Origin of the sequence: Acinetobacter sp. HR7, assembly GCF_000773685.1 — a bacterium.
Classification (GTDB): domain Bacteria; phylum Pseudomonadota; class Gammaproteobacteria; order Pseudomonadales; family Moraxellaceae; genus Acinetobacter; species Acinetobacter thermotolerans.
Map to the genome: position 1 here is coordinate 1 of NZ_JPQO01000069.1, position 13,828 is coordinate 13,828.

Below are 13,828 nucleotides of genomic sequence, written 5' to 3' on the forward strand. Positions count from 1 at the left end.
TTGGGATTTGAATCTGCGAAACTAAAACAGTGAAAAGCCAACTTTTTGTTAGAAAAAGAAGTTTTAGCTTTTTTGTTAAGTCTGTTCAAAATGTCATTAGCGAAATATCTAATAAAGAGGGATGGGCTAAGGTTGATTTAATCATTGAAGCCCTAGAAGCAGAAGATTTCGATTTCAATCCATTAAATTATGGGTTTAATACTACTAATGAAGCATTTGATGCTATTCATGGTGGATGGTTGGAATTTAAAGAAGTGAAAAAGACCAAGTATGTAAAAGTGAATAAAGTGATGCCTTGAAAATGTGGATAAAGCCGAATTTATCCACAGCTCTTCATCTTCTTGTGGATAAATTAAGCGAATATCTCACAAATTTATCTATCATTTAGATGCATAATCAAAGTCATAACCAATAACTTGAGAACAATATGAAGACTGTTGGAAATGATTTAGTTCGTCATCAATTGCATGAAAATCGCAAGTGGTATCTAGGTTTGGGTACTTTGCTAGTGCTGTTTGGTATTGTGCTATTGGCATCCTTACCATTTGCCACACTGTCAGTGGTATTCCTGTTTGGTGTGCTGATGATGATTGGGGGCATGGTTCACCTGATTGCAGGAATTAAAATCTTTGATGGGGCATTCCGTTGGTTGTGGCTACTATTCGGGATTTTATATTTTGTCGCGGGTTATTATGCCTTTGGTACTCCAGTCAAAACTGCGATTGTGCTGACTAATCTGTTGGCGATTGTCCTGATCATTGCAGGTGTAATTCGTGTCTTAAATGCTTTTATCTTTAAAGCGTTTCGTGGTTGGGGCTGGACCTTGTTCTCCGGCATTCTGACCTTAGCTACTGGAATCATCATTTTGCTGTCACCAGATGCGCCGTTCTGGGTATTGGGTGCCTTCCTGGCGATCGATATATTATTTCAGGGCATCAATTATCTAAGCTTGGCTTCCTATATCAAACATCGTGTGCCAAAAAGTTCAGCAGATATTTAAAGAATCATTGTAAGAAAGAGCACAAATCGGCGCTCTTTTTTATTGGTATGTTTTGCTTTACCTGTAAGATGGAAAAGCATTTATAAGTGATGAAAACCATATAAAGCGGTCACACTACTTGATGAAAACTTTTGTTCTAGCTCCAGATTCCTTTAAAGAAAGTATGACTGCTGAGCAGGCTTGTCAGGCTATGCAACGTGGTATTTTGCAGGTTTTTCCTGATGCGCGTTGTATTGCTGTGCCTATGGCGGATGGTGGTGAAGGAACCGTATATGCCTTGTTACACTCATTAGAAGGGCAGCGTATTGCCTGTACCGTTACTGGTCCTTTAGCAAGCCAGCAGGTTGAAACTTATTTTGCTGTAGTCGATCAGGGGCAAACTGCTGTCATTGAAATGGCCAAAGCCAACGGTATTCATCTGCTGGAAAGTTCCCACCGTAATCCAATGCTGACCTCAACTTTTGGTACGGGTGAGATGATCAAGCAAGCACTGGATCTTGGTGTAAAGAAAATCATTATTGGACTTGGTGGCAGTGTCACTAATGATGGTGGTGTCGGGATGGCGCAGGCACTGGGTGTGCAGTTTTTCAATGCTGTAGGTGAGCAGATCCAGGTTTGTGGTGGCAACCTGGATCAGATTGAGCGAATTAATTTTTCTCACTTGGACCTTCGTTTAAAAAATACGGAAATCCTGATTGCTTCAGATGTGAATAACCCGCTCTGTGGTCCAAATGGTGCTTCGGCCATCTTTGGACCGCAGAAAGGGGCAACGTCGGAAATGGTGCAGCAGCTGGATAGAAATCTAAGTCATTTTGCTGATCGGGTAGAAGCAGGTTTGGGTATTTCCAAAAGAAACATTCCAGGCGCGGGTGCTGCCGGTGGTTTGGGATTTGGCTTGATGGCATTTGCCGGTGCCAAGCTACAATCAGGTGTGGAATTAATCATTCAACAAAGCCGGTTGGCCGAAAAAATCGCGCAGGCAGATGTTGTGCTAACTGGTGAAGGTAAGATTGATTACCAAACAGCTTTAGGAAAAACCCCGTTTGGCGTAGCTCAGGTCGCCCAGCAATTGAATAAACCGGTAATTGCGTTCGCAGGTTTGGTCGGTGAAGGGGTTGAGTCACTGTATGAGAGTGGATTTAGTCAAATTATCGGGATTAATCCTCCGGATTTTTTATTGGAAGAAGTATTAAAAAATGCGGAAACCAATTTAGAAAAAGCGGTTGCTCAAACTGTTCAAAACATTCAGGAATAGGGTGTTTGAGTAAGATGGTCATTGCTGCAAAAGCTTTATAAAAAGACAAATATAAACGCGTAAGCAGATTTTACTTTTCAAGGATGAGAAACACTACTTCGCAAGCTAACAAAAATCCTTTACTGGATTGAGGGTATATCCCTATACCACAATCCAGCGGACGGCATCCATGCTGCCTGGCCGGATTCAAATGGTTTCTAGAATATTGATGATACGTTTTCTAGGGACAGCTCTGTTAAACTACACCTATCCACAAAAAGATGAGTGACCATGAGTTTAGCCGCCCTGATTGATGAACTGAATCCCCAACAAAAGCAAGCTGCGACGACGGATGCCAAGCATAGTCTGGTGTTAGCTGGGGCGGGCTGTGGTAAGACCAAAACTATCGTGGCACGTGCAGCTTATCTGATTGATCAAGGTGTACCTGCAAATCAGATCCAGATTTTGACTTTTACCCGTCGAGCCGCCAGTGAAATTGTAGCGCGTGTGGAACTGGCACTCGGTGAACAGGCCAAAGGCTTGCGAGCATCAACCTTCCATACTTTTTGTATGTATCTGCTGCGTCGTATTCCCAAAGCATTTGGATTAGAGCAGTTTTCTATTATCGATCGTGATGATCAGCTGATGATGTTCCGCCTGATTCGCGGTCGGGATGACAAGAAAAATCCGAATTATTTGCCAAAGCCGCAGGAACTCTGTGATTTATACTCTTTTGCACGCAATACCCGTCAGAAACTCAGCATCGCACTAGAAAAACAGATGCCGGAATATCTGGCGCTGAAAGACCAGATCGCTGACATTATGAAAGAATATGAAGCCCGTAAAAAGGCACGCAGTTTTCTGGATTATGACGATATTTTGGCGGTGGTGGCTGCTGCATTAGCCCAATCGGATGGTTTGGTAGAGTACGTATCTTCTATCTGCCGGCATATGCTGGTGGATGAAATGCAGGATACCAATCCGCTGCAATGGGCATTACTAGAACCACTTAAAGAACACATCAGCCTGTTCTGTGTGGGAGATGATGCCCAATCTATTTATGGTTTTCGTGGTGCAGATTTTGAAAATATTCACCATTTCAAGGAGCGGGTTCCAGACGCACAAATCTTTAAGCTAGAAAAAAATTACCGTTCAACTCAGGAAATTCTGGATCTATCCAACTGGCTACTGGATCAGTCCGAAATCAAATATGACAAAAGACTAGATGCGCATCGCGGCGAAGGCATCAAACCGAAGATGCATATTTTCCCGAACGAGTTTGATGAAGCCAAATGGATCGCGATTGATATTAAAGAACGCCATTACCTGAACGGGAATAAATGGTCGGATCATATGGTGCTGGTGCGTTCCAGTTTTGCTGCGCGGCATATTGAAGCGGCCTGTATTGCAGCCAATGTGCCTTATCGGTTTATTGGTGGCATGAAACTACTGGAAACTGCGCATGTAAAGGATCTACTTAGTCTGCTGCGAGTCGTGGCCAATCCGCTGGATGATATTGCCTGGATGCGTTTTTTGACCCTATGGAATGGTGTCGGTGATGTCGGGGCTAGCAAGTTATCCCAACAGCTGCTGGCTGAACCAGAGATGGAAAAAATTGCCGATAAGCTGGAAAAATTTGGCAAGATTCCATTGGAAACCATTCTGATCATGAAACAGATGGCCGTGCTGAAAACTGAAGTTCAGGCCTGTGTGACGCTAGCGATTCAAGCGATTGAAAACCAGCTGGCAGAAAACTATAAAAAAGACTGGAACCGTCGTCAGGGCGATTTTGAACTGGTCAAACAGCTGGCTTCCAAGCATGCACAGGTCAGTGAATTTCTGGAAGAGTATGTACTTGATCCAGTCTCCATTTCCGAAATTGAGCGTCAGTCAGATATCGATGTCGTTACCCTCATCACGATTCACTCGGCTAAAGGTACAGAGCAGAAGGTCTGCTATGTGGCGAATGTCACCCCGGGACAATATCCACATGCGCGTGCGCAAGGCAGCTTCGATGATGTCGAGGAAGAGCGCCGGGTGCTGTATGTAGCATTGACCCGTGCGCAGGATGAGTTAATCCTGACCAAACAGAATCTAAATCATTGGGCGCGTGAAACCGTGGATGAGCAGGGACGTAAGGTAGAAAGTTATTTTATGAATGACCTGACCCGCAATTTGTGTACGATGGAAACCCATTACAAGACCCGGCAGCAGACGGTAAAAAGTGCCCTGATCGAGCGCCAGTCGATTAATTTAGATTTTGGCATTGATCTCGATTAAACTAGGATCAGTGTTATTACATGCAAAAAGTAGAGTAGGCGAGTGCTTTTTGATATTTCCTGCCTATCTTCTTAAGGTTATCAGATGAAAATTTTAGTTCGTAACTTGGAACGTACCGTGACCGAAGCCGAGTTACTGGAATTGTTTAAACAATACGGTACTGTAGAGTCTTGTGACTTGGTGCTGGATGCAGAAACCGGTAAATCCAAAGGTTTTGCCTTTGTGGAAATGCCGAATGGCCGTGAAGCAGTCAAAGCGATTAAAGGTTTAAATACCTTGCGCTTACATGGCACAGGTATTCGCGTCAAAGCAGCGGAAGACAAACCAAAAGCTTAAAATCAAAAGGGGAGCAAATGATGCTCCTTTTTTTATAAAAATAATTTTTAAGTCTGAATATTCATCCAAGAAAATCATTTTCCCAGATCAAAACAAATGAGTTTCATGAGCTAGTTTTGTTTTTATATTCCTTGAAAAGCGCAATAAATAAAATAAATTGCATTGTAAAAATCATGATCTGGTTTTAAGTTATAAAAGCCAAAATTTGTTTTAACTCTTAGGAAAATTCCATGACTCGTGTTGCTCGCTATCATGCGGACCGTACCAATCAGAAACTTTATTTCGCCCGCCTCGCTTGCCAGCAGGCAGAGCAAACCGATCATGTGCAACAGGCCCAAGCCCATCGTGAAGCCGCGGTATTTCACCTGCATGGCGCAGTGCTGGCGTTCTTGCAGGAACTGGTGCGTTACTACCGACTCAATGACCTGACCCCAACTTTAAAATCCATTGAAGAGCTGATGGCGGCTAAAGGGCAGGTGTCTCCAGAAGTCACTGTGATGCAGCAACTGTCCAAAAACGGTTTTATTGCTGAACTGAAACGTGCCTACCGTTCATGCCAGTACGCACCAGAGCCAAGTGTGCCAGAACCAGAAGATGAAACGTCTTCCAAACTGATCATCAAAGTGACCCAAACTCCACAAGCCTGGTTACCTGATACCAAAATCCTGCGTGAATGGCATCGTGACCTGACCCAGCTGATTGATGGTTTCAGGAATGAAATGGTTGAATTTTAATCCGACCAAATGACTTGAAATTGTCAGCATCATCCATATATCCATAACAATAAGCAATGCAAAGTGTTTCTGCTTTGCCACCATGTTGAACATGGAGGACATATGTCTATAGAACAATTGAAAGAACTATTTGGTAATCAAGAAGCGATTTTAGAACTCGTTCAACTTGAAAGTGGTGAGTTGGCATTACGCAATGCAGGCTCTGAAAAACAACCATTGGTCACTATCCAGTTTAATGACGAAGTCAAAGCACTTCTTGGTGATCAAACACCTTTGGTTGCTCAGCAGATGATTCAGGTGGCTTTATTTGGTCTACTCGAAAAACAGGTCAATGAATGGCAAGCTGAAATTGTGGATGAAAAACCAAAATATTTAAGCTGATTTCCTCTCGCTATAAAAAAGCGCACTGAGAAGTGCGCGTTTTTGATTTTGAAACGATGAAAATTTAGTGTCCATTTTCGTGCTGATGTGCAATCTGGATCTGATGCAGAATATGACGGCTCATGTTCTTCGCCATCTCTTCCTTGGCATAGTACACCGCACCAATGTTATCGCGACGGATGACTTCGGCTTCTTCCTTGCTTTCCGCACAGACCAGAATCTGAATCGCAGGATTCAAGGTCTTGGCAATATCAACAATCTTGTGAATGTCGATAATGTCCATTGGGGAGATCACCAGCAGGCGTGCATGCTGGATATGTGCCTGAATCAGCACGCTCGGTTCAGTCGCCACACCGGATACCGCCGCGATGCCTTTTTCACGCAGCTTTTCCACGATCTCACGGTTTTCTTCGGCAATCACGACCTTGATGTTTTGTTCCATCAGTGACAGGGTGATACGACGTCCCACTTCGCCATGACCCACAATCACCACCTGATCACGCAGATAGTCCTGAGAGACTTCATCGGGTAGCATTGCCAAGGGGTCGCCACTACGTTCCAGCAAACGTGCCAGAGAGGAGCGCTCACGAATCCAATTTTGTACCGGCTCTATCGCTGAGAAGATAAACGAGTTCAGGGTAATTGAAATCAATGCGCCCGCCAGAATCAGGTTTTGTCCTTCCAGTGACAGTAGATTCAGGGATACACCTAGCGCGGCCAGAATGAAGGAGAATTCACCGATCTGTGCTAGTGATGCACCGACGGTTAAAGCTGTATTGATCGGATAGCGGAAGAACAGCACCAGTGCCATTGCCGCAATGGTTTTACCAATCATGATGATGGCAATTACTGCGAGTACATGCAGCGGCTGTTCAATCATGATTCGTGGATCAAACAGCATACCGACCGAAACGAAGAACAGGATCGAGAAGATCTCACGTAGCGGCAAAGTCTCTTCTTCGGCACGATGACTGAAATCCGATTCTTTGACCACCATTCCGGCAAAGAAAGCGCCCAGTGCCATCGATACCCCAAAGACCTTGTAGGCTCCAAAGGCAATCGAAACTGCAGCGGCTACCACTGTCAGGGTAAACAGCTCGCGTGATCCCAGACGCGCCACCACCTGCATGATCATCGGAACCAGACGTTTACCGATAATCAGCATAAAGGCGATAAAGCCAGCCACTTTCAGTAGGGTAATCCCTAGGGTTGCCCAGATATTCTCATCAGAATTGCCTTCCAGTGCCTGCCCCCCAAGCAGAACAGCAGTCGCAGGTAACAGTACCAGCGCCAAGACCATGACCAGATCTTCAACCAGCAGCCAGCCAACTGCGATTTTCCCGTTAATCGAATCTAGCAGACCACGGTCACCTAAGGCTTTAAGCAAGACTACGGTACTCGCACAGGACAGACTCAGACCAAAGATCAGCGCTGTGCCAAAGCTCCAGCCCCACAGCATCGATACACTGATCCCCAGCAGGGTGGCTACTGCAATCTGTAAAACCGCGCCAGGCAGGGCAATACGGCGCACCTGCATCAGGTCATGCAGAGAGAAGTGCATCCCGACACCAAACATCAGGAACATGACGCCTAATTCAGCTAGCTGGTTGGCAAGCTGGATATCACCGACCACTCCGGGCGTGTTTGGACTGATCAGGATTCCGGCAATCAGGTAACCGATCAGTGGGGGAAAGCGCAGGCGTGCAGCGATATAGCCGAATGCCAGTGCCAGTCCAAAGCCTACCGCCAGTAATATGATGAGATCTACGTCATGCGGCACTAAACGCTCCTTAGAGTAAAAAATTAGTAAAATTTATGAAATTTCAGTTTTTTATGGGAAATAAGCACAAAAAGTGCCAAAACATGTAGAAAGTTTATCAAGCTGTAGAAAAAAAGTGCAAAAAAAAACGACCTGAACAGGCCGTTTTTTTCAGAAAGCTAAAATTATTTGATTTTAGCTTCTTTGAAGATCACGTGTTGACGGATTTTTGGATCAAATTTTTTGATTTCCATTTTTTCCGGCATAGTACGTTTGTTCTTAGTAGTGGTATAGAAATAACCTGTACCAGCTGAAGAAACTAAGCGAATCTTATCACGCATTGTTCTGACTCCTTACTTAGATCTTTTGACCTTGAGCACGTAGGTCAGCTACAACCTTCTCGATGCCCAATTTGTCGATAATACGCATACCTTTAGTAGTAAGACGAAGACGTACGAAACGTTTTTCGCTTTCTAACCAGAAGCGGTGTTGGTGCAGGTTCGGCTCGAACCGGCGCTTAGTTTTGTTGTTGGCGTGTGAGACGTTGTTACCAACGACTGGACGCTTGCCGGTAACTTGGCAAACCTTAGACATGGTGTAACTCCATTGATTTAGCCAACAGCAAATCTGTTTGGCCAGTCAAAAATAAACGGATTGAATTCATTCAAGGGGCGTTTTATACCAAAAATGCGCTTAAAAGACAAGCGATTTTGTCTAAAACGGGGCATGAGCCGGTGCAATAGCTCATGCCTTGATCATTTATCGAAGAAGAGTCTTCGAAATCAGTTTATGAATCGGCTTATTAAACGGTGGGAGAATGTATTTCAAGCTATACAGCTTAGGATTCGACATTACAGACCGTTCATGCGACAAACTGAAGAAGCCCTCTGGTCCATGATATTTACCCATTCCGGAGGCACCAACGCCGCCAAATGGCAGGTCATCCTGCGCAACATGGGTCAATACCGTGTTCTGACCAAAGTGACCCGAATGGGTACGCTGTGCGACATAATCGGCACGCGCCTGATCAAAGTCGAAATAGTATAATGCAAGTGGACGCGGACGGCTATTAATAAAGTCGATAACGTCGTCAATTTGATCATATTCCATGATTGGCAGCAGCGGACCGAAGATTTCATTCTTCATCACATCCATGTCTGGCGTGACATTAGTCAGAATGGTTGGTGCAATTTTTCGCAGGTCTGCTGTTGTTTCATTACGCGGATTGATCTCGATCAGCTGTGCACCACGCACACGGGCATCTTCTAAATAGCCTTGCAGACGGTTGTACTGCTTGTCATTAATAATAGAAGTGTAATCCTGATTGTGGGTGATGTCCGGATACATGCTTTCCACGCAGGTCTTGAAGTGATCAATAAACTCGGCAGTCTTGCCGCGTGGCAGGAACATATAGTCTGGCGCTACACAGGTCTGTCCGGCATTCCAAAGTTTGCCGACAGCTATACGCTGCGCCACATCTTTTAAATCGATAGAAGGATGTACCAGCACAGGTGATTTGCCACCCAGTTCCAGAATTACTGGCACCAGATTTTCCGCAGCGGCTGCCATCACGGTTTTACCTACCGCCGTTGAACCAGTGAAAATCAGCTTGTCAAAAGCCAGTCGGCAGAATGCATCCGATACCCGACCACCACCATTGACCACAGCAACCAGCTCTTTCGGAAAAGCTTCGGCCAGCGCTTTTTCCAGCACTTCACCAAAAGCAGCCGATGAACTGGAAATCTTGATCATGGCATGGTTACCGGCTGCTAAAGCACAGATCAGCGGTCCAATCGACAGTAATAAAGGATAGTTCCATGGCGCAATAATGCCAACCACACCCAAAGGCTGGTACTGTACCCACGCCTTAGCTGGCTGGTGAATAATGCTGACATGACGTTTGGATGGTTTCATCCAGCCAGTCAGGTTCTTGCTGTAATACTTGATATGCTCTAAACAGGTCAGCAGCTCACCAATTTTGGTTTCCCCGATGGAACGGTTGCCGTAGTCCTGATTAATTGCTTCAGCAAATTGATCTTGATACTTAACTAAGATACGCTTAAGTCGAGCTAAACGATCGATACGTTCCTTTGCAGTCGGCAATGGGTAACGTAAGTAGGCATGTTTTTGTAAGGCCAAAATGTCATTAAGGCATTGGCTGTCAAAAAAATGTGGTGTCATTGATGTCGTTTTTGTATGACTGTTCATGCCGCACTACCATTTTTAAGAAAATCGATGCATTATTTTTAGAGTAAATACTCTAATTAGTCAAGTTACTTCGTGTACTCGTCCGTCAGCCTGCTGCTGGCGTGAGCGTTATACGAACTGAATGGTTATTTTAGGATGTCCCAAACCAAAACGTTGAAAACGAAAGAACGTATTTTGCAGATCAGTTTGCAGTTGTTTAACGAGCGTGGCGAACGTTCAGTCACAACCAACCATATTGCGGCTGAGCTGGGTATGAGCCCGGGTAACCTGTATTATCATTTCCGTAATAAGAATGAAATCATCAAGGAGTTGATGGAGCAGTACCAGAAGGAAACGCTGGAAATGCTGGCGCTGCCTGAAGACCGTCCGCTGGATGCCAATGACAAGATTCATTATTTTCAGGTGCTGAGTAGCCAGTTGTGGGCGTACCGCTTCCTGCATCGTGATGTCTACCATCTGGTGGAAAACAATGAAGACTTCCACAAGATGTATCCACGCTTTGCCGGTGAGGTGATGAAGCAGGGCCAGAAGATCTATAAGGCCTTCGTGAATGCCGGTCTGATGGAAATGACTGATTCAGAAATTGAAGCACTGATCATCAACCTATGGATTGTACTGACCAACTGGACCAACTTCCTGTATATGTCCGGTCATATTACTGACTCTAACCATCTGGAAGAGAAATGGGTCTGGCAGGCATTGCGTCAGATGGTGTTCCTGGAAGGTGCCTATCTGCGTGGCGAAAGCCGTCAGACTTATGAAAGCCTGTTGAACTCTTTCGGTTCATCCGAACTGTTTGCCAGCCTGTCATCTGCTAAAGATCGGGAAACTGAACAAACTATTCAGAATAATTCAGAAACGCGCTAGAATACTCGGCTTACTTTTTTTAATTTACCTGATTAGTGACATATACCAACATGAATATGACGACTGCTAACACCGCGCGTTTATTGATTACTTGTGAAGACAAGCCAGGCATCGTGCAGGCTGTGTCTAGCTTCTTGTATCATCAGGGTGCCAACATTACAGCCCTTGATCAATACGCGACAGAAGCGCAGGGCGGGCGTTACTTCATGCGTGTAGAGTTTGAACTGGACAACCTGCAAAGCCGTAAAGAAAGCCTGTTACAGACTTTCTCTGCTAATGTCGCAGAACGCTATGACATGAAATGGCGTCTGGCACTGGTGAGCGATGTGAAAAAAGTCGGCATTCTGGTGTCTAAAGTGGATCACGCGCTGCTGGAGCTGTTATGGCGTCATGCTCGTGGTGCACTGCCATGTGAAATTACCAAAGTGGTTTCAAACCATGAAACCCTGCGTGAATCGGTAGAAAACTTTGGTATTCCTTTTGAAGTCGTGCCGGTGAACAAGGAAAACAAACGCGAGGCTTATGCCAAAATCGACGAGCTGATGCAGGGCAACGATCTGCTGGTACTCGCGCGTTATATGCAGATTCTGGATGAAGAATTTGTATCAAAATGGGAAATGAAAATTATCAACATTCACCATTCCTTCCTGCCTGCCTTTGTTGGTGCAAATCCTTATAAACAGGCGTATGACAAAGGCGTGAAACTGATTGGCGCCACTGCACACTATGTAACGGCTGATCTGGATCAGGGTCCAATCATCGAGCAGGACGTGGAACGCGTGAGTCATGACTTTACTGTAGACCAGTTGCGTGAACTGGGTCAGGACGTAGAACGTAACGTGCTGGCACGTGCGGTGAAATGGCATCTGGAAGACCGTATCATTGTTGATGGCAATAAAACAGTGGTGTTCCAATAACACTTGCATTGCAATTCAAAAAAGGCATACTTAAAGTATGCCTTTTTTATTTGGGTAGATTTCATCAGCTTATAAAAAAAGTTGCAGAAAGTTTTGGATTGTTATTGCAAATGAAAACCCTTCTCATTTATTATTGGCGTACTTTAATTGTGCTAACCGATGAGTTTGATTGGTTGTTTCGCATCATCTCCTCAAGGTAAAAGATTTAATGAGCCAAGTTGCTTCTCCTAAGATGCCTACTCCTCCCAACCAGATGAAAAAGAAAGTCGCAACTGTGATGGCGGCGGTACTGGTCGGGCACGTTGGCCTGTTGTGGGCGGTCAGCCAGATGAAAGCACCTGAACTCAAACCTGTAGACAAGGAACCTTTGAAGGTGCGTTTTGTCAAACTACAGGAAGCACCGAAACCATTACCTCCGAAATCAAAACCACCTGAGCCGAAGAAAGAGCCGCCAAAACCGAAAGAAGTGAAGGTTGTCGACAAACCGTTGCCACCGCCACCGAAGAAAGTGGAAAAAATTCAAGAGGTGAAAAAGGCGGAAGCACCGAAAGTGGTTGCTCCACCTCCAGTTGAAACCAAACCAACACCGCCAGCTCCGGTTACACCTGCTGTGGTGACTGAAAAGGTGGTACCAAAACCTGCGCCAGCACCTGTTGCACCGCCGGCACCGGTCACTCCACCAGCACCGCCTGCGCCTCCAGCGCCGAAGAGTGTGTCTTTGGGCGGTGGTGTTAGCTGGTTGCGTGCGCCGAAAGTTTCCATGACCGCAGGCGAGTTGAAAGATTCCTGCTCACTGGTGGTGGATATTTCGGCGAATGAACAAGGTAAGGTGGTTTCAGCGGTTGTACGAAATTCCAGCTGTAGTCCTTCGATTAACCGTAAGGTTGAGTCAGCAGTACGTCGTGCACAGTTAACCAAATATGTTGAAAATGGTGTTGCTTATCCAACGCGCGTTCAGCAACCTTTTGACTTCCAGATTACCAGATAACGGCTAACCCATTAGGAGTTCGAGTATGAACTTTTCAGTTTATTGGCAACATGCTGATGCAGTCAGTAAAACACTGTATTTTGTGTTGCTGGCAATGTCGATTGCGACATGGACTATTTTCGTACTGCGCTTGCTCGGTACACGTCAACTCAAGCAATTGGCTTATGCTCAGCTGTCTGCAGCGCTTGATAAATTGAAAGTAAAAATGGCTCCTTTAGGCTTTGAACAGCGTAAGGCTGTAGCTGAACAGGCTTTACTGCGTCAAATCGCAGCAGAAAAAGCCAATGCAGAAAAAGGCGTTTCCGTGCTGGGTACCATCGCATCTATCGCACCTTTCGTTGGTCTGTTTGGTACAGTATGGGGCATCTTCCATGCGCTGGTTGCCGTGGGTAAGAGCGGTCAGGCAGGTCTGGCTCAAGTGGCGACACCAGTCGGTGAGGCACTGATCATGACCGGTTTAGGTCTGGCAGTGGCGATTCCTGCAGTATTGGCTTATAACATTGCCGTACGTTTCAACCGTACTTTAAGCAATGAACTGCAAGATCATGCGCATAGCCTGCTGATCGATACTATGCTGCAACAGGAATCTGCCAAGAAAGCAGATACCAAAGTGGCTCAAGAGAATTTAGTTGGAGGTCAAGCTTAATGGCTTTTCAATTGGGTGAAGACAACGATACAGGCATGAATGAGATGAACCTCATTCCCCTGATCGACATTATGTTGGTATTGATGATCATCTTCTTGGTGACAGCGACCGTTGCGAACCCATCAATTCCATTAACCTTGCCACAAACCACAGCAGAAATTATTGATCTGCCGCCTGAAAATGTCACCATCAGCATTAATGCTGTCGGTGATGTGGCATGGAATGGAAAAGTTGTGTCGCTGGATGAACTGGAAACCCGTTTCAATCAGGCAGGTCAGGCACAGCGTCAGCCAACCATTGTTCTCAAGGCAGACAAAGCATCGCGTTATGACACCGTTGCCCAGGTGATGTCACGCGCGAGTGGAGCCGGACTCACAGATATTGCCTTTGCAACCGATAACTGATTTTCCAGAAATAAAAAAAGCGACCACTTAGGTCGCTTTTTTATTACTGCTGATTGTCCCGTCCTGAAATAAGT

Annotated in this window: 16 protein-coding genes; 12 read left to right on the forward strand and 4 right to left on the reverse strand. The window is 45.4% G+C overall.

The annotated features are described in order from the left end of the window. Window positions 1-29: 29 nt before the first annotated feature. From GW12_RS04530 to GW12_RS04560, 7 genes are all read left to right on the forward strand, one after another. Entirely contained in the window at window positions 30-299 is a 270-nt protein-coding gene (locus tag GW12_RS04530) for a hypothetical protein (RefSeq protein ID WP_034584065.1), read from the forward strand. Window positions 300-427: 128 nt separating this feature from the next. Further along, the gene (locus tag GW12_RS04535; protein WP_034584067.1) at window positions 428-1,000 is read left to right on the forward strand and encodes an HdeD family acid-resistance protein; all 573 of its coding nucleotides are present in this window, start codon (window positions 428-430) and stop codon (window positions 998-1,000) included. A gap of 121 nt (window positions 1,001-1,121) precedes the next feature. Beyond that, a complete protein-coding gene (locus GW12_RS04540; RefSeq protein WP_034584069.1) occupies window positions 1,122-2,255 on the forward strand; it encodes a glycerate kinase in 1,134 nt (377 codons plus the stop codon). Window positions 2,256-2,525: 270 nt separating this feature from the next. Continuing rightward, entirely contained in the window at window positions 2,526-4,514 is a 1,989-nt protein-coding gene (locus GW12_RS04545; RefSeq protein WP_034584072.1) for an ATP-dependent helicase, read from the forward strand. Window positions 4,515-4,598: 84 nt separating this feature from the next. Further along, complete coding sequence (locus GW12_RS04550) at window positions 4,599-4,850, forward strand: RNA-binding protein (RefSeq protein WP_034584075.1); 252 nt, start codon at window positions 4,599-4,601, stop codon at window positions 4,848-4,850. A gap of 230 nt (window positions 4,851-5,080) precedes the next feature. Beyond that, window positions 5,081-5,584, forward strand: coding sequence for a DUF6586 family protein (locus tag GW12_RS04555; RefSeq protein WP_034584077.1), 504 nt, complete (start codon window positions 5,081-5,083; stop codon window positions 5,582-5,584). Between the two features lie 102 nt (window positions 5,585-5,686). Next, the gene (locus GW12_RS04560) at window positions 5,687-5,965 is read left to right on the forward strand and encodes a hypothetical protein (protein ID WP_034584080.1); all 279 of its coding nucleotides are present in this window, start codon (window positions 5,687-5,689) and stop codon (window positions 5,963-5,965) included. Window positions 5,966-6,029: 64 nt separating this feature from the next. Here the strand turns inward: GW12_RS04560 and GW12_RS04565 are convergent, their stop codons facing one another. The 4 genes from GW12_RS04565 to GW12_RS04580 form a co-directional block, all read right to left on the reverse strand. Further along, entirely contained in the window at window positions 6,030-7,745 is a 1,716-nt protein-coding gene (locus GW12_RS04565; protein ID WP_034584082.1) for a cation:proton antiporter, read from the reverse strand. 164 nt (window positions 7,746-7,909) lie between these two features. Further along, window positions 7,910-8,065 (reverse strand): 50S ribosomal protein L33, encoded by a 156-nt coding sequence (rpmG, locus tag GW12_RS04570; RefSeq protein ID WP_001205031.1) that lies wholly within the window; start codon window positions 8,063-8,065, stop codon window positions 7,910-7,912. Window positions 8,066-8,081: 16 nt separating this feature from the next. Continuing rightward, a complete protein-coding gene (gene rpmB / locus GW12_RS04575; protein WP_004813275.1) occupies window positions 8,082-8,318 on the reverse strand; it encodes a 50S ribosomal protein L28 in 237 nt (78 codons plus the stop codon). 165 nt (window positions 8,319-8,483) lie between these two features. Further along, a complete protein-coding gene (locus GW12_RS04580) occupies window positions 8,484-9,932 on the reverse strand; it encodes a coniferyl aldehyde dehydrogenase (protein ID WP_034584086.1) in 1,449 nt (482 codons plus the stop codon). Window positions 9,933-10,067: 135 nt separating this feature from the next. On the opposite strand from GW12_RS04580, the gene GW12_RS04585 reads away from it, so the two are divergent. The 5 genes from GW12_RS04585 to GW12_RS04605 all read left to right on the forward strand — a co-directional run bounded on the left by GW12_RS04585 (window position 10,068) and on the right by GW12_RS04605 (window position 13,754). Further along, on the forward strand, window positions 10,068-10,799 hold the full coding sequence (locus tag GW12_RS04585; protein WP_034584089.1) for a TetR/AcrR family transcriptional regulator: 732 nt from the start codon (window positions 10,068-10,070) through the stop codon (window positions 10,797-10,799). 50 nt (window positions 10,800-10,849) lie between these two features. Further along, complete coding sequence (purU, locus tag GW12_RS04590; RefSeq protein WP_034584092.1) at window positions 10,850-11,716, forward strand: formyltetrahydrofolate deformylase; 867 nt, start codon at window positions 10,850-10,852, stop codon at window positions 11,714-11,716. 208 nt (window positions 11,717-11,924) lie between these two features. Then, window positions 11,925-12,704: a TonB family protein gene (locus tag GW12_RS04595; RefSeq protein WP_034584094.1), complete on the forward strand. Its 780-nt coding sequence runs from the start codon at window positions 11,925-11,927 to the stop codon at window positions 12,702-12,704. 25 nt (window positions 12,705-12,729) lie between these two features. After that, a complete protein-coding gene (locus GW12_RS04600) occupies window positions 12,730-13,350 on the forward strand; it encodes a MotA/TolQ/ExbB proton channel family protein (protein WP_034584096.1) in 621 nt (206 codons plus the stop codon). Continuing rightward, window positions 13,350-13,754 (forward strand): biopolymer transporter ExbD, encoded by a 405-nt coding sequence (locus tag GW12_RS04605; protein ID WP_034584099.1) that lies wholly within the window; start codon window positions 13,350-13,352, stop codon window positions 13,752-13,754. Before GW12_RS04600 ends, GW12_RS04605 begins: the two co-directional genes overlap by 1 nt. The last annotated feature ends 74 nt before the right edge of the window (window positions 13,755-13,828 follow it).

Bases quoted from the DNA above. Each gene is read 5' to 3' on its own strand.
- GW12_RS04560 (WP_034584080.1), top strand. From the start codon at position 5,687: ATGTCTATAGAACAATTGAAAGAACTATTTGGTAATCAAGAAGCGATT.
- GW12_RS04540 (WP_034584069.1), top strand. From the start codon at position 1,122: ATGAAAACTTTTGTTCTAGCTCCAGATTCCTTTAAAGAAAGTATGACT.
- GW12_RS04605 (WP_034584099.1), top strand. From the start codon at position 13,350: ATGGCTTTTCAATTGGGTGAAGACAACGATACAGGCATGAATGAGATG.
- GW12_RS04585 (WP_034584089.1), top strand. From the start codon at position 10,068: ATGTCCCAAACCAAAACGTTGAAAACGAAAGAACGTATTTTGCAGATC.
- rpmG (WP_001205031.1), bottom strand. From the start codon at position 8,065: ATGCGTGATAAGATTCGCTTAGTTTCTTCAGCTGGTACAGGTTATTTC.
- GW12_RS04535 (WP_034584067.1), top strand. From the start codon at position 428: ATGAAGACTGTTGGAAATGATTTAGTTCGTCATCAATTGCATGAAAAT.
- GW12_RS04555 (WP_034584077.1), top strand. From the start codon at position 5,081: ATGACTCGTGTTGCTCGCTATCATGCGGACCGTACCAATCAGAAACTT.
- rpmB (WP_004813275.1), bottom strand. From the start codon at position 8,318: ATGTCTAAGGTTTGCCAAGTTACCGGCAAGCGTCCAGTCGTTGGTAAC.
- GW12_RS04545 (WP_034584072.1), top strand. From the start codon at position 2,526: ATGAGTTTAGCCGCCCTGATTGATGAACTGAATCCCCAACAAAAGCAA.
- purU (WP_034584092.1), top strand. From the start codon at position 10,850: ATGAATATGACGACTGCTAACACCGCGCGTTTATTGATTACTTGTGAA.
- GW12_RS04550 (WP_034584075.1), top strand. From the start codon at position 4,599: ATGAAAATTTTAGTTCGTAACTTGGAACGTACCGTGACCGAAGCCGAG.
- GW12_RS04595 (WP_034584094.1), top strand. From the start codon at position 11,925: ATGAGCCAAGTTGCTTCTCCTAAGATGCCTACTCCTCCCAACCAGATG.
- GW12_RS04580 (WP_034584086.1), bottom strand. From the start codon at position 9,932: ATGAACAGTCATACAAAAACGACATCAATGACACCACATTTTTTTGAC.
- GW12_RS04600 (WP_034584096.1), top strand. From the start codon at position 12,730: ATGAACTTTTCAGTTTATTGGCAACATGCTGATGCAGTCAGTAAAACA.